Origin of the sequence: Mycobacterium barrassiae (assembly GCF_025822765.1) — a bacterium.
GTDB lineage: Bacteria > Actinomycetota > Actinomycetes > Mycobacteriales > Mycobacteriaceae > Mycobacterium > Mycobacterium barrassiae.
Genome location: NZ_JACKUK010000034.1, coordinates 1 through 25,486, shown reverse-complemented (window position 1 = coordinate 25,486; position 25,486 = coordinate 1). Strand labels below are relative to the sequence as shown.

Sequence of the window (25,486 nt, the reverse complement as noted above, 5' to 3'; positions counted from 1 at the left end):
ATGGCCGAAACATACGACGCTGGTTCACGATTGGCCGAGGGCCAGCCTGCCACCGAGACGGTGCAGGACTATGTATGGGCCTGCCATCTGGTCGGCTACCAGGACGCGGATCTGACCCTGCACGCATCGCAAGTGCGCGATTGGTACGGCAGCGAGGACGGTATCGACTTGCGTGCGCTCGATGCCGACTGCGAGGCGTTGCGGTCCGCTGCCACCGCGGTCGAAGGGGTGCTCGCTCGTCAGGAGGCCCAGCTGGTCTTGATGCCCGTGGTGTGGCGTGGGCAGGGTGCGCGGGCGTCGCGGGAGTTCCTGCGCCGTCACGGTGAGACGTCGGCGACGGTGGTGAGCGCGGTCCGCACGGCGGTTGAATCATTGACCTCGCTGCGGGATCGGTTGTGGCGCAGCATCGATGGGAAGGTCGCGGCGGCCGTTGCGGTGGAGAGCCGAGCCGCCAACCCGGATTGGCGTGCCGCTGTGCAGACGGTCACCACCGGAGCGGGTGATCGTGCGACGGCCAGTGAACTCGTCGAACTCGAGGTAAAACCGTTCGTAGAGAACGATATTCGGGGCGAGTGGCTGACGGCAATGCGCTCGGCGGTGGCCGCCGTGACGGACGCCTACGATGCCGCGGTGGCCGAGCTGACATCGCAGTCGGCCGTTGCGTTCGAGGTGCCCGGCGATTTCGGTCCGGCGTGGTCTGGTCCAACGGATGACGCCGTGGGAACCGCGCCAGCGGGGGTGAACTCGAGTGGTGGCGGGGGGATGAGTTTGCCGCTGGGCGCGTCGACGCCGTGGTCGACACCACCGGTGGCGCAGTCACCGCTGCCGGGGCCACCGCCCCCGCCTCTGCCCACGCCACCGGCTACGCCGCCAGTCGAACCCGCGGCGATGGCGCCGTCGTCGATGCCGTCGCTCGGGGGAGGAATGCCCGACATCGGAAGCGGACTGTCGGGGTTCGGGGGGCAGCTCGCCGACCTTCTGGGCGGTCTACTGGGGACGTCGAGCAGCGAGCAGGACGCACTGGCGGATCTGCCCGAGGTCGACGAGCCAGATGAGCTAGACAATCCAGAGGAACTCGATGAGCCCGACGACGAGGGCGAGTTAGACGAAGAAATCGTCGACGACGAAGAGAGCGCAGACGCAGCCGAGGCCGATCCCGCGGCGGTTGACGAGGAGGCGGCCGCCGAGCGGCCGGCAGATCCCCCGCCACCTGCGGCGACCGAAACACCGATCGAGCCGCCGCCACCCATCTCTGCCGTACCACCGCCGATAGAGCCGCTCGCAGCGCCATCGGACTCCGCGGGGACGCCGTGTGAAATTGCAGCCGACGAACTGCCACAGGTGGGCGAATGAACAGGTGACTGGGCAGATGACTCGTCAACCTCAAGGAACGTCCAGGGCACACGGTGCTGACGCTCGACCCGACGACCTCGCTACCCACGAAGGGGTTGCAGCTTGGGCACGATCGGTGGGCTGGCGAGAGTAACGTCCGCTTCGTGAAGTTGCGCGTGCCTGAAGCTCTTTTCCTATTCCTACTGGGTGCGGTGGCATCGCTCGTCGGCGATCACAGCCACGTCGTCACCGGCACAACGGAGTACTTCACGGATGCGGTGCCGTTCGTGTGGAGCAGCCCCATCTGGTTCCCGATAATGGTTGGCGCTGCGACGGTCTCGTTAGCCGAACTGCGGCTGCATCTGCCTGATCCGCGTACCACTGTCACTGCGCGGCAGGGGCTGGCAGGTATCGCCGCGGTTATCGGTACCTACGTCACTACTGCCTTGGTGCACAGCGCACCGACAGTGCCGAGCACAGCCCTCATCATCGCGATGGCGGTCATCATCTGGTGCGTGCTTGGCGACAAGCCGTCGATCGTTTGCGGTGTACTGGCCGCGATCTTCGGACCGATCGTCGAGATCGTGCTCGCCAAGTCCGACGTGTTCGCATACAACGCCGACTCCGACGGACTGTTTGGTGTCGGACCATGGCTCGTCCCACTGTATTTCGCGTTTGGCGTCGTTGCTGCGATGCTCGCAGAAATCCTTGCCAAGGAACGGCAACCCTCGAAGGCCCCCGTCTAGAATCGGAGATTACCGAAATATTCTGTTTGCGTTCGGTTTTGATGTAGGTGGCCGCGCGTGCTTCGGCAGGGCGTCATGATATTGCAGTTGGTACCGTTCCGTGTTTTGTTTCTGATGACGACTTGTCGGCCGGCGAGTGCCGGCGCTCATTCATCGGAGTCGGCCAGGCTTGACCGGCCCGACTCGAAACGCCAGATTGCATGATCGAGGGCGACAACTTCCAATACTTTTGCCTCCGCCGCTGCCTTTACCAACGCGGCTGCCTTCCGTTCCGTCAGCCTGCCAACATCTGCGCCGATCGCTCCGGCGACATAGCGTTTGATCATCCGATCTGGTTTCACGCCGGCTACCGCGTCGTCGCCACTGGGTCGGGGACGCGCTTCTAATCGGGCCTTCTCACCGACATCGCCACCCTCTGGAAGTACGCGGGCAAGCATCAGGAAGTAATTCCACGAAATTCCTGACTTCTGCCCGCGGACCGACCTCCAACCAGCCTTGATCTCAGGTAGCCGACCCACTAGCTGAGCTTCCTGAAGATCGCGAACTGTCCAGACACCCTGCGCGGCAAGTACATGGGCCTCCTGGAGCACCGCCTCAGCTTTGAGGATCCCGCTCTTGGTCGACGTGCGCTGCTTGTTTCCAATCTCATCTGCCCAGCGTTCGGGGCCGCCCAGGTATTCGAACGTGCCCATGAGCTCCAGGAGACCATCAGCATCAGCGTTGCCGCTCTGCGCAATGCGGTGCGATCGGTATCGACCTATCACATTGACGACCCCGGAGTAATTCACACCGATGGAGAAGATTGAATCGATGACGCAGAGTGCGAGGCTGGCCGGGTAGCCGTCAGGCGTTGCCCAAAGTGCGGGGTCTCCAAGCTCCTCTTCGATTGCCGCGATAAGCCGCGCTAGTTCGTCGTGGTTGTATTCCTCGGCCATAACTTCCTCTCCGCACTGTCGTGCTCAGTCGAGGTAGTACAACACTGGCCTGCGACATGTCGCAGCCAACTACGGCACTTGAGGTGGAACAACGGGTCGATGTGCTCTTCGCGGCATGTTCGACGCCTGCGCAGCGGCGAATTAATCGAGAGTGAACTTCGTCCGTTTGCTGCGGGTCCGCCCAATACGGGACGAGCGGGTGGGCAAGCGCCCTCGACAATGCAGTCGACAAGCGGCTCCGTCCACAGCCCAACAAGCTAGGCGTTGGCGGGCCGCCTACGGCGGTTGTTCGAGCGACGACGGCGCGCCTGGGCCGGCTTGGCCGGCGCGGGTCGACTGGGCGTGGCCGGCACGATCGGCTTCCCGAAGGTGCGCTCGCCGGGCGCGATCTCATGAAGCACCGGATGCGACGGACCGCTGAAGCGGGTGATCGTCGGCTTCACCCCGGCCCGACGGGTCAGTTGCCGCACATCCGACACCTGCTCGTCGAGCATCAGCGTCACCACCGTGCCGTCGTTTCCGGCGCGTGCCGTCCGACCGGACCGGTGCAGGTACGCCTTGTGCTCGACCGGTGGATCCGCGTGTACGACGAGGCTGACCTCGTCGACGTGAATGCCGCGTGCCGCGATGTCAGTCGCAACCAAGACCGACGCCGTGCCATCGGAGAACGCCGCGAGATTACGGGTGCGGGCGTTCTGCGACAGATTGCCGTGCAGTTCCACCGCAGGCACACCCCGCGAATTCAACTGCCGGGCAAGGTTCTTGGCACCGAACTTGGTCCGGGTGAAAACGATGGTCCGACCGGGTGAAGCGGCGAGGTCGGCCAACACGTTGATGCGCGACGCCTTCTCGACATGCAGAACGTGGTGGTCCATTGCGGTGACCGGCGACTGCTCCGAGTCGACGCTGTGCTCGACCGGATTGTTCAGATAGCGCTTGACTAGAACGTCCACACCGCGATCCAGCGTGGCGGAGAACAGCATTCGCTGACCGTCGCGGGGTGTCTTGTCGAGCAGACGCTTGACGGGAGGCAGGAATCCGAGATCGGCCATGTGGTCGGCCTCATCCAGCACGGTGATCTCCACTGCCGACAGGTCAGCATGGCCTGCCTGTACGTGGTCTTCGAGGCGACCGGGGCAGGCGATGACGATGTCGACACCGGCACGCAGCTTGTCGATCTGCGGTTGGTACCCGACACCGCCGAACACGATGACCGAGCGCAGATTCGTGGCGGCAGCCAGGGGAGCGAGCGACTCCTGGATCTGAGCCACCAACTCGCGTGTCGGGGCCAGGATGAGCGCCCGGGGCTGGCCGGGAAGAGGCTTGCTGGGATTGTTTGTGAGTCGCGTCACCATCGGCAACAGAAACGCGTAAGTCTTACCGGATCCGGTGCGGCCGCGGCCGAGGACGTCACGGCCCGCCAACGAATCAGGCAGCGTGGCCGCCTGGATGGGGAAGGGCGTATCGATGCCGTTGTCGGCGAGCACGTCGACGACGGCCTGCGGCAGACCGAGTTCGGCGAAGGTGGGCACGGTTGAGCCACCAGGGATTTGAACAGACAAGATTGAAGCTCCGAAAGATTGAGTGTGGTCGTCCTGCCCGGCGCGGGTGATCCCGCGGCGCTCGGTTTGACGATCGAGAAGCGGCAAAAGGCAGAACAGACGATGCCGCTGTACCCAGTCTACAGGGGTATGGGCGATTTCCTTAATCGCTACGGCAGCAGGCCCAGAAGTTCCTCGACGAATTTCGACGTTTCGCCGCGGTCGCCTGAAAGCGGTTGCAGCAACAGCGTGGTGGCACCCGCCTCTTTGAACGCGGCCAGCCGCTCCTTGACGAACCCGCGCGGACCCACCAGCGAGACGGACCGCACCAGGTCGTCGGGCACCGCCTCGATCGCCTCGGCCTTCTTTCCGTCGAGGTAGAGATTCTGGATGTGATCGGCCACCTCGCCGAACCCGTAACGGGTCGCCAGTTTGTGGTAGAAGTTCTGCCCGCGGGCGCCCATACCGCCGATGTACAGCGCCAATTGTGGCTTCACCCAAGCCAATCGGTCGTCGACGTCATCGCCGATCGCCAGCGGCGCGCTCACCATGATGTCGAGCGGGCCAAGGGAAGGGTCGCGCTTGGCGTACCCGGCCCGCAGCGAATCGCCCCAGACGTCGTCGGCCTTTTCCGGAAAGAAGAACACCGGCTGCCAGCCCTCGGCGATCTCCGCGGTGAGCTCGACGTTCTTCGGTCCGAGCGCCGCAATCGTGATCGGAATCCGCTCCCGCACAGGGTGATTGATCAAATGCAGAGGTTTGCCGAGGCCGGTGCCCTGATCGGCGGGCAACGGAATCTGGTAGTACTTGCCGTCGTAGGTCACCCGCTCGCGACGCCACACCTGCCTGCAGATGTCGATGACCTCACGGGTACGACCGAGCGGGGCGTCGAACGGTACGCCGTGAAAGCCCTCCATCACCTGTGGGCCGGAGGTGCCGATGCCGAGCCGAAATCGGCCGTCGGACACATAGTCCAGGCCGGCCGCCGTCATCGCCAGCAGGGTCGGGGTGCGGATGTAGATCGGGACGACGCCCGTTCCGAGCTCGATCGTCGACGTCTTGGCCGCCAGGAACCCCAGCTGGCTGATTGCGTCGTAGGAATAGGCCTCGGCGACCAGCGCGATGTCGATACCGAGTTTCTCCATGTCGACGACCTGCTCGACGGCCTCCAGGAAGCCGCCCGCGTAGTTGAGGAAGATCCCGGTTCGCATAGACGGCGCAGAGGACATGGGGAAGTTATACACCCAACCGGTTGGTTGGTTGCCCTCAGGGCTTCAACAACGCGACGACCTTGTTCTCGAGATCCACCGGATCGTCGGCGAACGGGTCGAGCGTCGGGGCCTTCGGCAGCACGATTTCGGGATCGGAGAAGTCGCGATAGGCCTTGTCGCCGGTCAGCGTGTGCAGCAGGTATCCGGTCATCAACGCCCGCACGATCTTCTGCGTGCCGCGATTGGCACCCGGCAGTCCGACGACCTTCGCCAGGCGACGGCCCTCGATGAGCCCACCCGCTTTCACCTTGCTCACGGCCCGCAGCGTCCCGGTCTTCCACACACGCGCGAGCTCGACGGCGTTGGAACGCAACGACATCGGATCGCCCGGATCGGACAGGATCAACCCGGGCACCTTCAGCGTCGCCGCGGGTTCTTCGGCGCGGGGCTTGGTGACCGTCGGAAAAGCCGCCACGACGCCCTTGATCCTGCTGGGCATGCCTGCCGCCGTGAACACCGCCGCGGACGCGCCGAAACCGTGTCCGGCCACGCCGAGCTTCGTGGGATGCACGCTGATCTTGCCTGGTCCCAACCGCACCCCGGCGATGATGTCCAGCGCGGTGCCGAGGTCGTAGGACAGATTGAGCACTGACGGCGCGAGCCCGGTCTCGGTGGCGGGCGCCGCGGCAACGATGCCCCACGACGCCAGATGGTCGAGCGTCCCGTAGTAACGGTCGTCACTCGTGAGCCAATCGTGACCGAAGGCCACGCCTGCGAGATTGCGGCCTGACTCCGGGGTGAACACGACGCCGCGCAATCCGGCAAAGGCCAGGTCACCACGTAAAACACGATGCGGCCCGCGACGCTTCAACTGGTTGAATAGCTTCGCCGTTCGCGCCACGAGACGACCGTAGCGCAGGCGGTCGCCAGACGCTCTTGCACTACCCTGAATGGCTATGTGCGGAATCGTCGGCTACGTGGGGCAGCGTCCTGCCTGCGACGTTGTCGTCGACGCTCTACGCAGGATGGAGTACCGCGGATACGACTCGTCGGGCGTTGCCCTGCTCGACGGCAAGGGTCACCTGACGGTGCGCCGGCGGGCCGGGCGCCTGGACAACCTTGCGGCCGCGCTGGCCGAGTCCGACGCCGCCAGCCTGGTGGGCAGCACCGGCCTCGGGCACACCCGCTGGGCGACCCACGGCAGGCCGACCGACCGCAACGCCCACCCGCACCGTGACGCTGCCGAGAAGATCGCGGTCGTCCACAACGGCATCATCGAGAACTACGCCGTCATGCGGGCCGAACTGGAGGCCGTCGGCGTCGAGTTCGCCAGCGACACCGACACTGAGGTCGCCGTGCACCTGGTTGCCCGCGCATACCGCGACGGTGAGACCGCGGGCGACTTCCCGGCGTCGGTGCTGTCCGTACTGCGCCGGCTGGAGGGCCACTTCACCCTGGTGTTCGCCAACGCTGACGATCCCGGCACGATCGTCGCCGCGCGGCGTTCCACGCCGTTGGTGCTGGGGGTGGGCCAGGGCGAGATGTTCGTCGGCTCGGACGTCGCCGCGTTCATCGAATACACCCGCGATGCCGTCGAACTGGGTCAGGACCAGGCGGTCGTCGTGACCGCCGACGGGTACCGCATCACCGACTTCAACGGTATCGACGACTCCGCCAACGCGCGCACCTTCCACATCGACTGGGACATCTCGGCCGCCGAAAAGGGCGGCTACGAGTACTTCATGCTCAAGGAGATCGCCGAGCAACCCGCCGCCGTCTCCGACACGCTGCTCGGCCACTTCGTCGACAACCGCATCGTGCTCGACGAACAGCGCCTCTCCGATCAGGAACTCCGCGAGATCGACAAGGTGTTCGTGGTGGCCTGCGGCACCGCTTTCCACTCCGGTCTGCTGGCCAAGTATGCGATCGAGCACTGGACGCGGCTGCCGGTGGAGGCCGAGCTGGCCAGCGAATTCCGTTACCGCGACCCGGTTTTGGACCAGCACACGCTCGTCGTCGCCATCTCGCAGTCCGGCGAGACGGCCGACACGCTGGAGGCGGTGCGCCACGCCAAGGAGCAGAAGGCCAAGGTCCTGGCCATCTGCAACACCAACGGCTCACAGATTCCGCGCGAATGCGATGCCGTGCTCTACACCCGCGCCGGACCGGAGATCGGCGTCGCGTCGACCAAAACCTTCCTCGCCCAGATCGCCGCCAACTACCTTGTCGGGCTGGCCCTTGCGCAGGCGCGCGGCACCAAGTACCCCGACGAGGTCGAGCGTGAGTACCGCTCCCTCGAGGCGATGCCGGACTTGGTGGCCCGCGTACTCGAGTCGGTCGAGCCCGTTTTCGAGCTGGCCCGCCGGTTCGCGCAGTCGCAGACCGTGCTGTTCCTCGGGCGCCACGTCGGCTACCCGGTTGCGCTCGAGGGTGCGCTCAAACTCAAGGAATTGGCGTACATGCACGCCGAGGGTTTTGCGGCGGGCGAACTCAAACACGGACCGATCGCTTTGATCGAGGACGATCTGCCGGTCATCGTGGTCATGCCGTCGCCGAAGAACGCGCCGACGCTGCACGCCAAGCTGCTGTCGAACATCCGCGAGATCCAGGCGCGGGGCGCGATCACCATCGTCATCGCGGAAGAGGGCGACGACACCGTCCGTCCGTACGCCGATCACCTGTTCGAGATCCCTGCGGTGTCAACGCTTTTCCAGCCGCTGCTGTCGACCATTCCGCTGCAGGTTTTCGCGGCGGGAGTGGCGCAGGCCCGCGGCTATGACGTCGACAAGCCGCGCAACCTCGCCAAGTCCGTCACCGTCGAATAGTGCCGGGCTCCGGGGTTGGACACTTCCGGAGCGAGGCTGCCCGTGCGCACTTCGTCGCCACGTATGACGCCTGTCTGGCCGAGCTGCCGCCCTACGACGAGTCATTCGACATTCCAACGGATTTCGGCACTGTGCGGGTGTATCGCTTCCCGGGCCCCGACGGGCGTCCGGTCGTGTTACTGCCCGGCCGCAACGCGTCGACACCGATGTGGGGCACCAACCTTCCCGGCCTGCTCGCCCATCGCACGGTGTTCTCAGTCGACTTGCTGGGCGAGCCGGGGTTGTCGGTGCAGAAGCGTCCGCTCAGGGACGCCGAGGACCAGGCACAGTGGTTCGACCAGATGCTCACCGGGCTGGGGCTGTCATCGCCGCATCTCATGGGGGTGTCCTTCGGCGGATGGTCGGCCACCAATTACGCCGTCCGCAGACCCGGGTCGGTCGCGTCGCTGACATTGCTCGATCCGGTGATGACGTTCGCGGCGATTCCGCTCCGGGCCATTCTGATGGTGCTGCCGATGGGCCTTCCCGGGGTTCCGGAATCGGTGCGTCGCCGGGTGCTGAAATGGATCACCGGGGGTGCCGACGTCGACGATTCCGTCCCGGTGGCGGCGCTTATCGCCGCGGGCACCAAGGACTTCGCCTTGCGGCAGCCTCCGCCTACGCGTTTCACCGCCGACCAATTGCGGGAGCTCGACATCCCGGTCCTTGCCCTGATCGCAGGCCGTAGCGTGTTCCATGACGCCGAGCGGGCCGCTGGGACTGCACGGGGGCTGCTGCCGAGGGGCCAAGTCGAGTTGTGGCCCGACGCGTCGCATGCGATCAACGGCGAGTTTCCTGAAAGGATCGCCGCGACAACCGCGGCATTCTGGGATCGGGTCGACGGCCAGGCTCGCGGATGATGAAACCGCGTCCGATGGGCCGGTTCGACACGTAACGTAGGGAGCGATGCGGCACTACTACACCGCCGACCAAATCCGCGAGGCAGAAGCGCCGCTGTTGGCGAGCCTCCCCGACGGTGCCTTGATGCGCCGCGCCGCCCACGGCCTGGCCAACGCGATAGCCCGTGAACTCACCATGCGCACCGGCGGGGTGTCCGGCCGGCGGATCTGCGCGGTCGTCGGCTCCGGCGACAACGGCGGCGATGCGCTGTGGGCGGCCACCTTCCTGCGCCGCCGCGGAACGACTGCCGCCGCGGTACTGCTGAATCCGGAACGCGCACACGCGAAGGGGTTGGCCGCGTTCACCGCGTCGGGCGGACGGGTCGTCGAAAGCATCCCGGCCTCAACCGATCTGGTGATCGACGGGGTGGTGGGAATTTCCGGCTCCGGACCGCTGCGGCCGAACGCTGCCGAGGTCTTCGGCACCGTCGACGCTGACGGCATCCCCGTGGTCGCCGTCGATATCCCCAGCGGCATCGACGTACACACCGGCGCCACCGACGGTCCGCACGTGCACGCTGCGCTCACTGTCACCTTCGGCGGCCTCAAACCGGCTCACGCACTGGGCGATTGCGGACGCGTGGAGCTGGTCGACATCGGCCTGGACCTGCCGCAGTCCGACGTGTTCGAGCTCGAGGCCGCCGACGTCGCCGCCCTGTGGCCGGTTCCCGGCCCTAAGGACGACAAGTACACCCAGGGCGTGACGGGCATCCTGGCCGGATCGGCGACCTACCCGGGTGCAGCGGTGCTGTGTACGGGTGCGGCGGTCGCTGCCACTTCGGGCATGGTGCGCTACGCGGGAAGTGCCGCGCAGCAGGTTCTTTCACAGTGGCCGGAGGTCATCGCCACGCCGACCGTTTCCGCGGCGGGACGTGTGCAGGCATGGGCGGTCGGCCCGGGGCTGGGAATCGACGAAGCGGGAGCATCCGCACTGTGGTTCGCACTCGGGACGGACCTGCCGGTGATCGTGGACGCCGATGCGCTGACCATCCTCGCCGCCCATCGCGACCTCGTCGCCAATCGCGCCGCGCCGACGGTGTTGACCCCTCACGCAGGGGAATTCGCACGGTTGGCCGGCTCGCCACCCGGTGACGACCGCGTCGGAACAACCCGCAAGCTCGCCGACCACCTCGGCGTCACCGTGTTGCTGAAGGGCAACATCACCGTCATCGCGGAGCCCGGGGGGCCGGTATACCTCAACTCCGCAGGCCAATCGTGGGCCGCCACAGCCGGTTCCGGTGACGTGCTGTCCGGGATCGTCGGTGCGCTGCTCGCGGCCGGATTACCGCCCGGCAAGGCCGCCGCCGCGGCCGCCTACGTCCACGCGCGGGCCGCCAACCTGTCTGCGGCCGATCCCGGGCCGCGCCCCGTGCCGACGTCGGCATCACGCATCCTCGCCCATGTTCGATCCGCCATCGCCTCTCTATAGGAAGGACTTGCCGTGAAGCGCAAGCACACTCAGGCACAACACGTCGAGCCGGCATACACGTGCCGGTTCGAAATGGCGCCCGTCCCGTCGCTGCGATTGCCGGACGATGCGATGGATCCCGACGCCGCGTACCGGTTCATCCACGACGAGTTGATGCTCGACGGCAGCTCGCGGCTCAACCTGGCGACGTTCGTGACCACCTGGATGGATCCCCAAGCCGAGCGGCTGATGGCCGAGACGTTCGACAAGAACATGATCGACAAGGACGAATACCCGGCGACCGCAGCGATCGAGCAGCGTTGCGTATGCATGGTGGCCGACCTGTTCCACGCCGAGGATCTGCGCGACGACGACCCGTCCAGCGCGGTCGGCGTCTCCACCATCGGCTCCAGCGAGGCCGTGATGCTCGCCGGCCTCGCGATGAAGTGGCGGTGGCGTGAAAAGGTCGGAAAAGACTGGAAGAACCGGACCCCAAACCTGGTGATGGGCGCCAACGTTCAGGTGGTGTGGGAGAAGTTCTGCCGCTACTTCGACGTCGAACCGCGCTACCTTCCGATGGCCGAGGACCGGTACGTCATCACCCCCGAACAGGTGGTGGAGAACATCGACGAGGACACCATCGGCGTGGTGGCGATCCTGGGCACCACGTACACCGGGGAACTCGAACCGATCGGCGAGATCTGCGCGGCACTCGACAAGGTAGCGGCGGACGGGGGAGTGGACGTCCCGGTCCACGTCGACGCGGCCAGTGGCGGCTTCGTGGTCCCGTTCCTGCACCCCGACCTGGTGTGGGACTTCCGCCTTCCCCGCGTGGTCTCGATCAACGTCAGCGGCCACAAGTACGGGCTCACCTACCCCGGCGTCGGATTCGTGGTCTGGCGCAGCAAGGAGTATCTACCCGAGGATCTCGTCTTCCACGTCAACTACCTCGGCGGCGACATGCCGACCTTCACGCTGAACTTCTCCCGGCCGGGCAACCAAGTGGTCGGCCAGTACTACAACTTCCTGCGGCTCGGCCGCGGCGGCTACGGCAAGGTGATGCATTGTCTGTCGTCAACGGCGCGCTGGCTCGGCGACCAGTTACGGGAAAGCGAACACTTCGACGTGGTCGCGGACGGCTCGGCCATCCCGGTCGTCAGCTTCCGGCTGAAGGGCGACTTCGGCTACACCGAGTTCGACGTGTCCCACGCGCTGCGCTCGTACGGCTGGCAGGTGCCCGCGTACACCATGCCCGAGGGTGCCGAGGACATCACCATGCTGCGGATCGTGGTCCGCGAGGGGTTCTCGGCCGACCTGGCCAGAGCCCTGTATGACGACACCGTCACCGTGCTGTCCCACCTCGACGCGCTGAAGCCGCAAGGACACTTCAACGAACTGGAGCCGTTCGCTCACTGACCAGGACCGGTGACTGTGGCCGGAAACACCCGCCTCGAGAAGCGGATGAAACCCTAGGTCAGCCGGTGTAGGCGGTGCTCGAAGCGCGCTGTTGGCTGTTGCCGTCGGCGACACATGCTCCCGGTCTGGGAGAATCGGCTCTGGTGACATGACCATGCAACCGACCAGAGCGACGACGACGCCGGCAACGGCAGTGCCGCCGTCCGCGACCCCCGAGGCGGTCATCGACCTCGACGCCGTGGCGCACAACGTGGCGCTGCTGCGCGATCATGCGGGTCCGGCTCAGGTGATGGCCGTTGTCAAGGCCGACGGCTACGGCCACGGAGCCACCCAGACGGGTCGCGCCGCGCTGGCCGCGGGTGCGGCGGAGCTGGGTGTCGCCACCATCGACGAGGCGCTCGCGCTGCGCCGTGACGGCATCACCGCCCCGGTGCTCGCTTGGCTGCATCCACCGGGGACGGACTTCGCGCCCGCGCTCGACGCCGACGTGCAGATCGCCGTGTCATCGCTGGGTCAGATCGGCGAACTCCGCGACGCCGTCGAACGCACGGGCAGCACCGCGAACGTCACCGTCAAGGTCGACACCGGGCTGAGTCGCAACGGCGCAAGCCCCGCCGAGTATCTCGAGATGCTGACGGCGCTGAAGCGCGCTCTCGCCGACGACGCGTTCACGGTGCGTGGCCTCATGTCGCATCTGGTGCACGGCGACGACCCCGACAATCCGTTCAATGACGTTCAGGCGCAACGGCTGAAGGAGATGGTCGGCCAGGCGCGCGATGCGGGTGTGCACTTCGAAGTGGTGCACCTGTCGAACTCGCCGTCGGTGTTGACTCGCCCTGATCTGGTGTTCGACATGGTCCGGCCAGGCATCGCGGTATACGGGCAGACGCCGATCCCTGAGCGCGGCGATATGGGGTTGAAGCCGGCGATGACGCTGAAATGCCCTGTGGCGCTGGTGCGGCCGGTGCAGGCGGGCGACGGCGTGTCCTATGGGCACACCTGGATCGCCGAGCGCGCCACTACCCTGGCGCTGCTTCCCATCGGCTACGCCGACGGTGTCTTCCGCAACCTCAGCGGCCGCATCGACGTGTTGATCAACGGCAGGCTGCGACGCATCGCCGGACGCGTCTGCATGGACCAGCTCGTGGTCGACGTCGGCACTGACGGTGATGTCTCCGAGGGCGACGAGGCGATCCTGTTCGGGCCGGGCAGCCGAGGTGAGTCCACCGCGCAGGACTGGGCGGAGCTGCTGGGCACCATCAACTATGAGGTCGTCACGAGTCCACGCGGTCGCGTCGTCCGGACCTACCGCGGGTCGCAGCGTTGAGCGATCAAGGGGCTCGTTGGCTGGCGGGCGCGGCGGGTGTGACCGCTGTCGGCACCGCGACCGCGGTGTCGGTCGCCAGGTCGCTGCGGCGCCGCGTCAGTAGCGACGACCCTTACGAATACGAGGATTTCGGCCTTCTCGACGCCGACCGCAGCGTCGTCATCACCACCCCGGACGGTGTCGACCTCGCCGTTCGCGAGGTGGGCGACAAGGATGCCCGGCTGACGGTCGTCTTCGCGCACGGCTTCTGTCTCCGCATGGGCGCTTTCCATTTCCAGCGTGCCCGCCTGACCGAGGAGTGGGGCTCGCAGGTGCGGATGGTGTTCTACGACCAGCGTGGGCACGGGCAGTCCGGTCAGGCGCCACCGGACACCTACACGGTCGAGCAACTGGGCAGGGACCTGGAGACCGTCCTGGCGGTGATGGCACCGCGCGGGCCGGTCGTGCTGGTGGGCCATTCGATGGGCGGCATGACGGTGTTGTCGCACGCGCGGCAGTATCCCCAGCGTTATCCGACCCGCGTCGTGGGTGCAGCGCTGATTGCGTCTGCGGCGGAAGGGGTTTCACGCTCCCCGCTGGGGGAGATCCTGAAGAACCCCGCGCTGGAGGCGGTCCGCTTCGCCGTCCGCTACGCACCGAAGACTGTGCATCGCACCCGCGGTGCCGCCAAATCGGTGATTGCGCCCATCCTGCGTGCGGCCTCCTACGGCGACGAGAAGATCAGCCCGAGCGTCGTCGAATTCTCCGAGAAGATGATGCACGACACCCCGATCGAGACACTGGTCGAATTCCTGCACGCGCTCGAAGTTCACGACGAGACCGAAGGGCTGAGCACCCTGGCGAAAGTGCCGACGCTGATCGCGTGCGGTGACGAGGATCTGCTCACCCCGATGGAGTATTCGCAGGACATGGCCGACGCCCTGCCGAAGTCCGAACTCGTGATCGTCGAGGGCGCAGGACATCTCGTGGAGCTTGAGCAGCCGGAGATCATCGACGATGCGCTGGTTCGGTTGGTCGAGCGCGCCACTCCCTCCAAGCTCGTCGCGCTGACCCGCCGTGTCCGGGAACGGATTCGGGACCATGGCTGAGCGCGCCGCAGGTGCCGCGGAGCTGCCGACCGCCGCCGACACCATCGCGCTGGGTGAGCGGTTGGGCAGCCAGCTGCGCGCAGGCGACGTTGTCGTGCTGGCGGGTCCACTCGGCGCCGGAAAAACCGTGTTGGCCAAGGGGATCGCGCAGGCCATGGATGTCGAGGGACCGGTCACCTCGCCGACGTTCGTGTTGGCTCGCGTCCACCGGCCGCGTAAACCTGATGCCCCGGCCATGATCCACGTCGACCTCTACCGGCTTCTGGACGACAGCGCGGTGGACCTGCTCGCCGAACTTGACTCGCTGGACCTCGACACCGACCTCGAGGACGCGGTCGTCGTGGTGGAGTGGGGTGAAGGAGTGGCCGAGCGGCTGTCCGACAGCCATCTCGACATCCGCCTCGAACGCGGCATCGACAGCGAGGTGCGCACCGCTATGTGGCAGTGGAGCACACCGTGAACGGGCTGATCCTGGCGATCGACACCGCCACGCCTGCGGTCACCGCCGGTGTGGTCCGTCGGGACGGCGACACGATCGAGGTGCTGGCCGAACGGGTCACGCTCGATGCCCGTGCGCACGCCGAGCAGCTGACACCCAACGCGGTCGCCGCACTCGCCGACGCCGAGGTCGGGGTGGACGATCTGGCGGCGGTCGTCGTCGGATGCGGACCGGGGCCGTTCACCGGATTGCGCGTCGGCATGGCCACCGCGGCGGCCTATGGCCATGCGCTGGGTCTGCCGGTGTACGGCGTGTGCAGTCTGGACGCCATCGGCATCATGGCCGGTGGCAACCTGCTAGCCGTCACCGATGCGCGCAGGCGTGAGGTGTACTGGGCGCGCTACCGCGACGGTGTGCGGATCGAGGGCCCGGGCGTCGCCGCCCCCGCAGACGTCCCCGGCGCGGACGAGGCGCTGGCGCGGCCGCCGTTGTATCCCACCGCCGAGGGCCTGGTTCGTGCCGTCGCCGACTGGACCTCGCCACCTGCGCCGCTGGTGCCGCTCTACCTCCGCCGTCCCGACGCCAAGACGCTGGCCGAACGGGAGGCCGCCGCTCGATGACCGTCGTCTACGGGAAGCTGAAACCGTCTGACGCCGCGCGATGTGCCGAACTGGAAGCCCAACTGTTCAAGGGCGATGATCCGTGGCCGGAGCGGGCGTTCCTGGCCGAACTCAAGGCCAAGCACATCCACTATGTCGCTGCGCGCGCCGACGACAAGCTCGTCGGCTACGCGGGGATCGCACGGCTGGGCCGGACCCGGCCCTACGAATACGAAATCCACACCATCGGCGTCGATCCGGAATATCAGGGGCAGGGCATCGGCCGCCGTCTGGTGCACGAACTCCTCGAAATTGCTTCCGACAGCGTGGTTTTCCTTGAGGTACGCACCGACAACGCACCCGCGATCGCACTCTACGAGAGCTTCGGATTCGTCAACGTCGGTCTGCGTCGGCGCTATTACCGCGCCAGTGGCGCCGACGCCTATACGATGCGTCGAGATCCGACATGACAATCATCCTGGCCATTGAGAGCTCCTGCGACGAAACCGGCGTGGGCATCGCCGAACTGGGCGCAGACGGCTCGGTGACGCTGCTCGCCGACGAGGTGGCCTCCAGCGTCGACGAGCATGCCCGATTCGGCGGGGTGGTCCCCGAGATCGCGTCGCGCGCCCACCTGGAGGCCCTAGGGCCGACGATGCGTCGCGCCCTCGAGACGGCGGGCGTGAACAAGCCGGACATCGTCGCCGCGACCATCGGCCCGGGCCTGGCCGGAGCCCTGTTAGTGGGAGTGGCTGCCGCCAAGGCGTATTCGGCGGCGTGGCAGGTGCCGTTCTACGCCGTCAACCACCTCGGCGGACACCTGGCCGCCGACGTCTACGACCACGGTCCGCTGCCGGAAAGCGTCGGGCTGCTGGTGTCCGGCGGACACACCCACCTGCTGCACGTGCGCTCGCTGGGCGAGCCGATCATCGAGCTCGGCAGCACCGTCGACGACGCCGCGGGTGAGGCCTACGACAAGGTGGCGCGCCTGCTGGGCCTCGGCTATCCGGGGGGCAAGGTGCTCGACGATCTCGCCCGGACCGGCGACCGCGACGCGATCGTCTTCCCCCGCGGCATGAGCGGGCCCCGCGATGATCCGTACGCGTTCAGCTTTTCCGGGCTCAAGACAGCGGTGGCGCGCTACGTCGAGAGTCATCCGGAGGCGTCGCAGGCCGACGTCGCCGCCGGCTTCCAGGAGGCCGTCGCCGATGTGCTGACCATGAAGGCCGTCCGCGCCGCCAAGGCGCTGGGAGTGTCGACGCTGTTGATCGCCGGTGGGGTGGCGGCCAATTCGCGGCTGCGTGAGCTCGCCGAGGAGCGCTGCGCCGAGGCGGGGCTGACGCTGCGCATTCCGCGGCCCCGGCTCTGCACCGACAACGGCGCGATGATCGCGTCGTTCGCCGCCCACCTGATCGCGGCGGACGCGTCGCCATCGCCGCTGGACGCGGCGAGTGACCCGGGCCTACCGGTGGTGAAAGGCCAGGTCGCATGAGCACCGTCGAGGACAAGCTGGAGATCATCGAGCTGCTCTACCGCTATGCCGAGCTGATCGATGCGGGTGACTTCGACGGCGTCGGTGCGCTGCTGTCCCGGGCGACGTTCGGCGGCACCGGCCCGGCGGGCGTCTCCGGTGCGGAGAACATCGCCAACCTGTTCGCCGCCACGACCCGCCGCTTCCCCGACCACGGCAACACGCCGCGGACACGTCACCTCGTGCTCAACCCGATCGTCGAGGTCAGCGGCGGTACCGCGGTCGCGCGGTCCACCTTCTGCGTCCTGCAGGACACCGAAACCGTGCCGATCCAGCCGATCGTGGTCGGACGGTATTTCGACGCGTTCGGCCGCGACGGCTTGACCTGGCATTTCACCGAGCGCAAGGTCGAGATCCAGATGATCGGCAACGTCTCTGATCATCTGATGGTCGATCCGCCGAACTTCTGACCTGTTCGCCCCCCGCGATAGGCAGTAGGGCAGTCTTGAGTGCTAGCACTCTCATGTATAGAGTGCTAGGTGGCAGGCGGCCAACCCCTGCGCCGGCACCCGCGACGACGTCGCAAGGTACGGACGCTATGCCGAACACCTGGTAATTGAGAACCCGGAATCCCCCGGGTCCGACACCCGAATTAGTGGAGGGCTCCATCGTGGCGAGCGTGAACATCAAGCCACTCGAGGACAAGATCCTCGTTCAGGCCAACGAGGCCGAGACCACGACCGCTTCCGGTCTGGTCATCCCCGACACCGCCAAGGAGAAGCCCCAGGAGGGCACCGTCGTCGCAGTCGGCCCCGGCCGGTGGGACGACGAGGGCGAGAAGCGCATCCCCCTGGATGTTGCCGAAGGCGACACCGTCATCTACAGCAAGTACGGCGGCACCGAGATCAAGTACAACGGCGAGGAGTACCTGATTCTCTCCGCCCGCGACGTGTTGGCTGTCGTCAACAAGTAAGCACCCGTGTCCCGCCCCGGAGCTTCCCGTATCCACGGGTGAGTTCCGGGGCGGCACTCGTACATCCCCCTTTAGTCAGGAAGCACATCCATGAGCAAGCAGATTGAGTTCAACGAAACTGCGCGCCGGGCAATGGAAGCCGGGGTCGACAAGCTCGCCGACGCCGTGCGGATCACGCTTGGCCCGCGCGGGCGGCACGTGGTGCTGGCCAAGGCGTACGGCGGCCCCGTGGTGACCAACGACGGCGTCACCATCGCCCGCGAGATCGACCTGGAGGATCCGTTCGAGAACCTGGGTGCCCAGCTGGTGAAGTCGGTCGCGACCAAGACCAACGACGTCGCAGGCGACGGCACCACCACGGCGACGGTGCTCGCGCAGGCGATCATCAAGGCGGGTCTGCGCAACGTGGCAGCGGGCGCCAACCCGATCGCACTCGGCTCGGGCATCAGCAAGGCCGCCGACGCGGTCTCCGAAGCGCTTCTGGCGGCGGCGACTCCCGTCAGCGACAAGACCGGCATCGCTCAGGTCGCGACCGTCTCCTCGCGCGACGAGCAGGTCGGCGAGCTGGTGGGCGAGGCGATGACCGCCGTCGGCGCCGACGGCGTCGTGACGGTCGAGGAGTCCTCGACGCTGAACACCGAGCTCGAGGTCACCGAGGGTGTGGGCTTCGACAAGGGCTTCATCTCCGCGTACTTCATCACCGACTTCGATTCGCAGGAAGCCGTGCTCGAGGACGCACTGGTCCTGCTGCACCGCGAGAAGATCAGCTCGCTGCCCGATCTTCTTCCGCTGCTGGAGAAGGTCGCCGAGGCTGGCAAGCCGCTGCTGATCGTGGCGGAGGACGTCGAGGGCGAGCCGCTTTCGACGCTCGTGGTCAACGCGATTCGCAAGACGCTCAAGGCCGTTGCTGTCAAGGCGCCGTTCTTCGGTGACCGCCGCAAGGCGTTCCTCGAGGATCTGGCCGTGGTCACCGGCGGACAGGTCGTCAACCCCGACGTAGGCCTGTTGCTGCGCGAGGTCGGCCTCGACGTGCTGGGCACCGCCCGCCGCATCGTCGTCGACAAGGACAGCACGGTCATCGTCGACGGCGGTGGTACGCAGGACGCCATCGAGGCGCGTAAGGCCCAGCTGCGCTCCGAGATCGAAGTCAGCGATTCCGACTGGGATCGCGAGAAGCTCGAGGAGCGGTTGGCCAAGCTGTCCGGCGGCGTCGCCGTCATCAAGGTCGGCGCGGCCACCGAAACCGACCTCAAGAAGCGCAAGGAAGCCGTCGAGGATGCCGTGTCGGCAGCCAAGGCGGCCGTGGAGGAGGGCATCGTCGCCGGTGGCGGCTCGGCACTCGTACAGGCCGGCTCGGTGCTCGCCAAGCTGCGCGAATCACTCTCGGGTGATGAAGCACTGGGCGTCGACGTGTTCGCCTCTGCGCTGAGTTCGCCGCTGTACTGGATCGCCACCAACGCCGGGCTCGACGGCTCGGTGGTGGTGAGCAAGGTCGCCGAACTGCCCGCCGGGCAGGGCTTCAACGCCGCGACGCTCGAGTACGGCGATCTGGCCGCCGCCGGTGTCGTCGACCCCGTCAAGGTCACCCGGTCGGCGGTGCTGAACGCGGCATCCGTCGCGCGGATGGTGCTGACCACCGAGACCGCGGTTGTCGAAGCGGTAAGCCAGGATGAGGATGACCACGGTCACAGCCATGGGCACGGTCATCACCACCACTGACCACTAGTTTCAGTGCTAGGCGTCCCCGGTCCTAATAGGGCCGGGGACGTTCTCGTTGCGTGACGATGCGGCTGGGCGGTCGGCGCTCGATGACACAATGGACCCTGTGGCTTCACCAGAGGAGAGACGGCTAGAGCGGGTTTTAAGGCAGTACAAGGACAAGTATGTCGATCCCGACTATTTCGACATGTACCGCACCCCTAACTCTCTCCAGCTTGTCGATCCACTGGAGTGGGCATTCGCGGCGATCCACTCGCGGTTGGACGCCGAATTCGACTTCATGAACCAGAAAGCCCGCAGCGGTGGGCTGTATGGAGGCGGGCACTTCAACGCCGACAACAGCCGCAATCTGCTCGCTCTCATCGAAGAGGTCGCCGAACTGGAGCTGGCATTGGCGAAGGTCGGAAAATCGCTCACGGTGGCACCGGAATATCAGCGGGTCCTCGAGGGTGCCAAGACATGGGTGGTCGACAGCGGTGGGAGCACGATTCCCGATGGCTTCGCGCCGGTTCTCGTGGAGAAGTACGACACGGTGTTTGGGTTGGCCGACGCCGCCGTCGTCCTGGCCGACAGCTCGCAGGTATCCCTCACCCTCGTCGGCGAGGGGGCCTTCGCGATAGTCCACAAGTTCGTGGATCCCAACTACGACATCACTTTCGCCAGGAAGAAGCTGAAGCGGGACGCTGACGAGCGTGACATTGCACGGTTCCGCCGTGAGTTCGAGATCATGAAGGGGCTCGACTTCCCGTACATCCTCAAGGTCCACAAGTACGACGAGGAAGAGAACTCCTACACGATGGAGTTCTGCGAGACGACCCTTGAGGAGCACATCAAGCGGCGAAACAATCAGCCGCAGTTCGACTTCAGCGTTCGGCGCAGGATCGCACTCCAATTCCTATACGGCCTCAACTACCTTCACAGGAAGGGGATCTGCCACCGCGACCTGAGTCTGAAGAACATTCTTCTTCGCGTGTTCTCGAACGGGGCGGTCCAGGTAAAGCTTTCAGACTTCGGCCTGGCGAAGCCACGAGAGTCCGAGTTCACGAAGTCGGAGACCGAGATCAAGGGAACTATCGTGGACCCGGCCCTGGACAAGTTCAAGGAATTCGAGCCTGTCAACGACATCTACGTGGTGGGCTTTGTGCTGACGTACATATTCAAGGGCGTCAACCGGCTCATCTCGGATTTCAGTTCCCTCGGTGAGATCATCCAGAAGTGCTCCCATTCAGATCCGACGCAGCGGTATCAGACGGTACTGAAGGTCATCGAGGCGATAGAGAATCTTGAGACCGAACCAATAGGTGCCCCAGCATGATTGGGCAAGTTCTGTGACGCTGATTCAGACCCTCCTGAGTCCTACCCGAATCCTGCAGGTCTCAGACCGACGGTTGACCAAAGAGGGCGAACCGGTCAGCGACAGCACCAACAAGGTGGTGTCATGGTGCGGCAAGTTCTTTGTCGCGTTTACCGGCCCCGCCTTTATGGATCACCGAGCGTCGGAACTCCCCACCAGCGAGTGGATTGCTGCCACACTGGCCCGAAACGGCGATGCTGCCGGGGACGTGACGGCTGTCGTCGAAATGCTTCAGGCATCGCTGGACCATCGAGTCGGCATGCTCCCGCACCGTTGGGATAAGCGGATGACCGTAACGATGTCAGGATTCGCGAAGTTTCCCGACATACCCGGAGACGGCATCACATCTGTCTGCTACTGCATCTCGAACTACGAACGAAGCGAAGACGACGGGGTGAAAATCTACCCGCATGCCTTCCCTGAGTTCGAAACTTACATCAACCGATATTCGGGCGCCGTTGACGCAGACGTGGCATTTATCCACCGCACAAGCGGTCACCCCTTCGCGTTTGACGACATGCGTCTCATAAAGAAACTCGGTCCGCGGTTGTATCACGACCAAAATTGGGACGGATGGGTTCGCCTCATGATTAAAGTCCAGCGAGCCATCAGCGAGCGCGCCGACCCGAATGAGCCCGGTCTCGTTTCGCGCGTAGGACTGGACGCCATGGTCATGTCCCTCCCGAGGCTCTCGTATGACGACCCGAAGGGTGAGACGCTCCTGACAAACGTTTCAACGCCCAGTTTGGCTGATGACAGACCGTCTTTCATGTTCGTGCCCGAGACGGGCTTCAGCGGTGAAGCCTTCGGGCCGCATCATGCCTGCCGAGGGAAGGCGATGAGTTTGGAGGGTGAAGATCTCAACAGTTACATAAGGTCATGGGATCCCCCCGCGCACACAGAATTGGTTGTGCGACACGACATAACCAATACCCCGGGGGAGTGGTGTTGAGCTCCCTGTGGCGCACCCTCAGATGCTGCCGGGGTGCTTATCCTGAAGCCGATACCGCTTCGTACGCATTGCCGCTTTCGCAGCCAGTCGTTGCCGACTGGTCCGTGACGCGTGGCGCGGAGCACACAACACCACGAAGGTTCGCTTCGGAGTGATCGAGGTGCCGTTGATGTGGTCAACTTCTGTGCTCGACCTGCACAACGATCACCACGGATCTGACACTCGGGATCTCGCGTGAGGATCCGCTTTCGCAGTGATCCCCGGTTTGCTTCTGATGCAAGGCACGAGGCTCGTACAAAGGCGATGTCTAGGGCTGGCACTGTCGTGACAGGCGTGCAGCAAACTTGCACGACCAAACAAGCGCCTGTGATACTGCTGGGAATCACCTGGAAGCGGAGGACGTGGGTCGGGGAGACCGGGGGAAGAGTGGTATGGGGATCAAACCGGTGCTGGCGACGGCGGGACTGTTAGCCGCTTTAGGGACGGGAGCCGCCGTTGTTCCCGCGCCGGCACTAGCCACACCGCCGCCCGTTTACCAGGCGTGTGAGCCGCCAGTCGGAATCGTCGTTATTGAATCGGTGTACACGCCGGGCAGCTATCCCGCCGAAGTAGACCGACTCCTTGATGCTCACCCCGGAGCGCTGTGGTTGCGGACGGATCAGTCTTGTCCGTCGCTGCGCCAAGCCACCGAGACCGGTGATCCGATTTACGCGGTGTACCGCGTGGCCGGTTACACCGAAGCTGACATTTGTGCTGCTGTCAGGACTGAGGGCGGTCGTGCCTACGGCAAGTGGCTTGACAGAGTGCACCCTCCCGACTACGTCGTTCCGTGTTCCGCCACCCCTGCGCCTGTTGCGCCGCCGCCAGTTATGCCGCCTCCGGTTGTGGTTGATACGCCCTACGTCCCTTACATACCCGCCCCTAGCCTCAATGCCCCTAGCAGCAGCTGCACTTGGGTCGACGGTTACACGAGGAGAGATGGCACACGTGTTCGTGGCCATTGGCGTGGATGCTGATTGGCGTGCTCCCCGCAAGTTCGAGTCGCCTTCGCTACCTGCGCTAGATCTCAGGCAGCACCCGGCTGACCGTCCAGGTGTCCGGGTAAGGGGCTCGGGCCGCCTTGAGTCGCCTTCGTCTCCCAGATCTGTGAAGGTAGTCGACGCCCTTGACCGTGATCTGTTGCCCTCCGGGGCATACAGAGCCTCGAGAGGCCTCGTCGTACAGCTGTTTCACTAGAAGGCGGCACCCTCTGTCGGGAGGGTGCCGCCCTTCGTTTGTTCAACGAACTTGGTGTCGATTGCCGACCATTGGATCAGGCGTGGCACTTACACGATGACTCGCTTGACAAAAAGGAGTCGCTCGCTGACGTTGCAGCGTTCTCCGGTCGCCAGTCGAAGGGGAAGTGCTTGCTCGAACCGCCTCGATGCTGGTGTGACCAATCGAAGCCGGTTGCCTCGTCCTTCTCGACGACACCCCATGTGGCGACCTGTCCCGGACCGACCTCGGAGCCTGGGGCATTCGTTGTCGTGACCCGCCGGTCGGGATCTGCTGTCGGCCCAGTAAGCGCGGCAACATGCAGGTCGACCTTTCCGGGAATTTCGGCCCTCCAGTAAGCCAGATCATCAGCGGCTTCGAAGGAGATGGGGGCGTATTCGATTCCGCGCAAATCCTCGATGAGTGAGGCGAATTGAGCTGGCCAGCCGCCCTCCTTCCCGGTGAAGATGCGCTCCAGGGCATCTCGCTGCACGTCGTCAGCGCGTTCGTCGACGTAGAACATAAGTCGCATCTTGGCGTTCGGGTCACCGACCCACATATTGCCGGTGAACTCGCCGAGGGATATGACGTTCAATCCGCTGAGGTCGACGCCGCCGAAGTGGCCGTCACGCACATGCCAGACGAGGGTGAACAGGCAGTCGCCGTGCGTCGGCTCTTGGGCGAAGCTACAGGGGCAGGGCAACTTGCAGCTGCAGACGTCGAACCAATCGCCCTGGAGATGCCAGTCGATAGCCGTTGTTGGGGTTGTCATAACCGTCTCCTCATTTATATACCCCTGGGGGGTACCCGGTATTTGGACAGTAACCATCAGAAACCCTCGCCGCAAGTACCCCCGGGGGGTATTTGCGGAGGAATCAAAACCGCGCGTGCCTCGCCGTTGCCAGGACGGGCAGCGGTCCGTGGCGTCGTGTCGCCCGCCCCCCTTAACGATCAACGAGCAGGTGTAATTGGGGGCAGTGACTTGTCCGTGCCATTGAACAGCTCGTTGCACAATCGGATCGTTTGCCTGGCCGACCGACGAACCGGCCTAGCGGTCCATTGCCGTTCGGGTTCCCATGAGCGCGATTTTGCAGTGAACTTTCAAACGGACCTTCGTTATGCAGGCCTCGTGGAGCGTCGCAGCGGAATGAGGGCCTGGCAGACGGAGCGCCGACAGTTAATGGGCGCCTGAGCGGTACTGATAGCGGGGGCTATTTCGTGGCGCGCCTGTCAAACTTTCAACGCCGGACGCGACAAACGCCCTCGCTCGTATTCCTAGACCTGCGGCACAAGCGCTTTCGCATGGCTTGGTCCTGGGCTTGCTTGCGTTAACTCATCAGCGACCGACACCACTAATCCACCTAGCATGAATGCCACGATGACGGCTACCAGTGCGCCGGTGCTGAACGACGGAATGAATCGCCTTGCGCCCGTGGCTGTTCCCTCGGCGCCATGGTATTGGTGGGTCAGTGCATGCCCCTTGCCGCGCTGCAATAGCACCCGATTGACGGGATAGGCGGCAAAAAAGGCAGCGGCGAGCGCAATCATCATGCCCACCCAGAAGATCGGATTCACCAGGCCGGCATTCATCGCTCCGGGAATGACCGCCATCACAAGGTTGTCGACGAGTTCCATCGTCAGAATCGACAATGTATCCGCTGCGAGAACCACGCCGAGTGCGGCGCCCAAAGTCAAACCTGCTTTGAGCAGGGGAAGCGTCGAAAGTGAATACCCAAAGACGAAGGCCAGTGCTATCGCCAAGGCGATGGTGGCCAGATTCGACAAGCCAAGCGCCGTGCCGATAATGAGGCCGACGATCTCGCCGATGGCACAGCCGGTTAGACATCCCAAGTGCGCAAGTTGTCAAGCGGCCTTTGCGGTGGGGATGTTTTGGCGGTGCGACCATGCTGTCTGCTCGTCGTATGCGGTGCGGTGGCGCAGGCAGCCGTGGAGGATGC

23 protein-coding genes are annotated in these 25,486 nt (G+C 65.1%); 17 read left to right on the top strand and 6 right to left on the bottom strand.

Features of this window, described 5'->3' with window-relative positions:
• On the top strand, window positions 1-1,353 hold the full coding sequence (locus H7J93_RS22640; RefSeq protein WP_267308543.1) for a hypothetical protein: 1,353 nt from the start codon (window positions 1-3) through the stop codon (window positions 1,351-1,353).
• A gap of 143 nt (window positions 1,354-1,496) precedes the next feature.
• The gene (locus H7J93_RS22635) at window positions 1,497-2,078 is read left to right on the top strand and encodes a diacylglycerol-binding protein (protein WP_267308637.1); all 582 of its coding nucleotides are present in this window, start codon (window positions 1,497-1,499) and stop codon (window positions 2,076-2,078) included.
• Window positions 2,079-2,224: 146 nt separating this feature from the next.
• Here H7J93_RS22635 and H7J93_RS22630 read toward each other — a convergent pair whose 3' ends face one another.
• The 4 genes from H7J93_RS22630 to H7J93_RS22615 form a co-directional block, all read right to left on the bottom strand.
• On the bottom strand, window positions 2,225-3,013 hold the full coding sequence (locus H7J93_RS22630) for a DUF8548 family protein (RefSeq protein ID WP_267308542.1): 789 nt from the start codon (window positions 3,011-3,013) through the stop codon (window positions 2,225-2,227).
• Window positions 3,014-3,270: 257 nt separating this feature from the next.
• Complete coding sequence (locus tag H7J93_RS22625; RefSeq protein WP_267308541.1) at window positions 3,271-4,545, bottom strand: DEAD/DEAH box helicase; 1,275 nt, start codon at window positions 4,543-4,545, stop codon at window positions 3,271-3,273.
• 179 nt (window positions 4,546-4,724) lie between these two features.
• Window positions 4,725-5,765 carry an LLM class F420-dependent oxidoreductase gene (locus tag H7J93_RS22620; RefSeq protein ID WP_267308636.1) on the bottom strand — a complete coding sequence of 347 codons (1,041 nt, stop codon included), beginning with the start codon at window positions 5,763-5,765 and terminating at the stop codon, window positions 4,725-4,727.
• Between the two features lie 55 nt (window positions 5,766-5,820).
• The gene (locus tag H7J93_RS22615; RefSeq protein WP_267308540.1) at window positions 5,821-6,666 is read right to left on the bottom strand and encodes a dienelactone hydrolase family protein; all 846 of its coding nucleotides are present in this window, start codon (window positions 6,664-6,666) and stop codon (window positions 5,821-5,823) included.
• Window positions 6,667-6,721: 55 nt separating this feature from the next.
• Here H7J93_RS22615 and glmS point away from each other — a divergent pair, with 55 nt between their 5' ends.
• The 15 genes from glmS (at window position 6,722) to H7J93_RS22540 (ending at window position 22,274) form a co-directional block, all read left to right on the top strand.
• Window positions 6,722-8,590: a glutamine--fructose-6-phosphate transaminase (isomerizing) gene (glmS, locus tag H7J93_RS22610; protein ID WP_267308539.1), complete on the top strand. Its 1,869-nt coding sequence runs from the start codon at window positions 6,722-6,724 to the stop codon at window positions 8,588-8,590.
• A complete protein-coding gene (locus tag H7J93_RS22605) occupies window positions 8,590-9,489 on the top strand; it encodes an alpha/beta fold hydrolase (protein WP_267308538.1) in 900 nt (299 codons plus the stop codon). Before glmS ends, H7J93_RS22605 begins: the two co-directional genes overlap by 1 nt.
• Before the next feature lie 46 nt (window positions 9,490-9,535).
• The gene (locus tag H7J93_RS22600) at window positions 9,536-10,957 is read left to right on the top strand and encodes an NAD(P)H-hydrate dehydratase (protein ID WP_267308537.1); all 1,422 of its coding nucleotides are present in this window, start codon (window positions 9,536-9,538) and stop codon (window positions 10,955-10,957) included.
• Window positions 10,958-10,969: 12 nt separating this feature from the next.
• Window positions 10,970-12,352, top strand: coding sequence for a glutamate decarboxylase (gene gad / locus H7J93_RS22595; RefSeq protein WP_267308536.1), 1,383 nt, complete (start codon window positions 10,970-10,972; stop codon window positions 12,350-12,352).
• Between the two features lie 148 nt (window positions 12,353-12,500).
• Window positions 12,501-13,679 carry an alanine racemase gene (alr, locus tag H7J93_RS22590; protein ID WP_267308535.1) on the top strand — a complete coding sequence of 393 codons (1,179 nt, stop codon included), beginning with the start codon at window positions 12,501-12,503 and terminating at the stop codon, window positions 13,677-13,679.
• A complete protein-coding gene (locus H7J93_RS22585; RefSeq protein WP_267308534.1) occupies window positions 13,676-14,767 on the top strand; it encodes an alpha/beta fold hydrolase in 1,092 nt (363 codons plus the stop codon). Before alr ends, H7J93_RS22585 begins: the two co-directional genes overlap by 4 nt.
• Window positions 14,760-15,227, top strand: coding sequence for a tRNA (adenosine(37)-N6)-threonylcarbamoyltransferase complex ATPase subunit type 1 TsaE (gene tsaE, locus H7J93_RS22580; protein ID WP_267308533.1), 468 nt, complete (start codon window positions 14,760-14,762; stop codon window positions 15,225-15,227). Before H7J93_RS22585 ends, tsaE begins: the two co-directional genes overlap by 8 nt.
• Window positions 15,224-15,826, top strand: coding sequence for a tRNA (adenosine(37)-N6)-threonylcarbamoyltransferase complex dimerization subunit type 1 TsaB (tsaB, locus tag H7J93_RS22575; protein WP_267308635.1), 603 nt, complete (start codon window positions 15,224-15,226; stop codon window positions 15,824-15,826). Before tsaE ends, tsaB begins: the two co-directional genes overlap by 4 nt.
• Complete coding sequence (gene rimI / locus H7J93_RS22570; RefSeq protein ID WP_267308532.1) at window positions 15,823-16,275, top strand: ribosomal protein S18-alanine N-acetyltransferase; 453 nt, start codon at window positions 15,823-15,825, stop codon at window positions 16,273-16,275. Before tsaB ends, rimI begins: the two co-directional genes overlap by 4 nt.
• Window positions 16,272-17,297: a tRNA (adenosine(37)-N6)-threonylcarbamoyltransferase complex transferase subunit TsaD gene (gene tsaD / locus H7J93_RS22565; protein WP_267308531.1), complete on the top strand. Its 1,026-nt coding sequence runs from the start codon at window positions 16,272-16,274 to the stop codon at window positions 17,295-17,297. Before rimI ends, tsaD begins: the two co-directional genes overlap by 4 nt.
• Window positions 17,294-17,746 carry a nuclear transport factor 2 family protein gene (locus tag H7J93_RS22560; RefSeq protein ID WP_267308530.1) on the top strand — a complete coding sequence of 151 codons (453 nt, stop codon included), beginning with the start codon at window positions 17,294-17,296 and terminating at the stop codon, window positions 17,744-17,746. The genes tsaD and H7J93_RS22560 overlap by 4 nt, the downstream gene beginning before the upstream one ends.
• 200 nt (window positions 17,747-17,946) lie before the next feature.
• A complete protein-coding gene (gene groES / locus H7J93_RS22555) occupies window positions 17,947-18,249 on the top strand; it encodes a co-chaperone GroES (protein WP_069416845.1) in 303 nt (100 codons plus the stop codon).
• Between the two features lie 90 nt (window positions 18,250-18,339).
• The gene (groL, locus tag H7J93_RS22550; RefSeq protein WP_267308529.1) at window positions 18,340-19,968 is read left to right on the top strand and encodes a chaperonin GroEL; all 1,629 of its coding nucleotides are present in this window, start codon (window positions 18,340-18,342) and stop codon (window positions 19,966-19,968) included.
• Window positions 19,969-20,074: 106 nt separating this feature from the next.
• Window positions 20,075-21,283: a protein kinase family protein gene (locus tag H7J93_RS22545; RefSeq protein WP_267308528.1), complete on the top strand. Its 1,209-nt coding sequence runs from the start codon at window positions 20,075-20,077 to the stop codon at window positions 21,281-21,283.
• Window positions 21,284-21,296: 13 nt separating this feature from the next.
• A complete protein-coding gene (locus tag H7J93_RS22540; RefSeq protein WP_267308527.1) occupies window positions 21,297-22,274 on the top strand; it encodes a hypothetical protein in 978 nt (325 codons plus the stop codon).
• 1,312 nt (window positions 22,275-23,586) lie between these two features.
• On the opposite strand, the gene H7J93_RS22535 is transcribed toward H7J93_RS22540, so the two are convergent.
• Window positions 23,587-24,300, bottom strand: a complete 714-nt coding sequence (locus tag H7J93_RS22535) for a DUF1326 domain-containing protein (protein ID WP_308204947.1) — start codon at window positions 24,298-24,300, stop codon at window positions 23,587-23,589.
• Window positions 24,301-24,803: 503 nt separating this feature from the next.
• Window positions 24,804-25,379, bottom strand: coding sequence for a DUF4396 domain-containing protein (locus H7J93_RS22530; RefSeq protein ID WP_267308526.1), 576 nt, complete (start codon window positions 25,377-25,379; stop codon window positions 24,804-24,806).
• Window positions 25,380-25,486 lie beyond the last annotated feature (107 nt).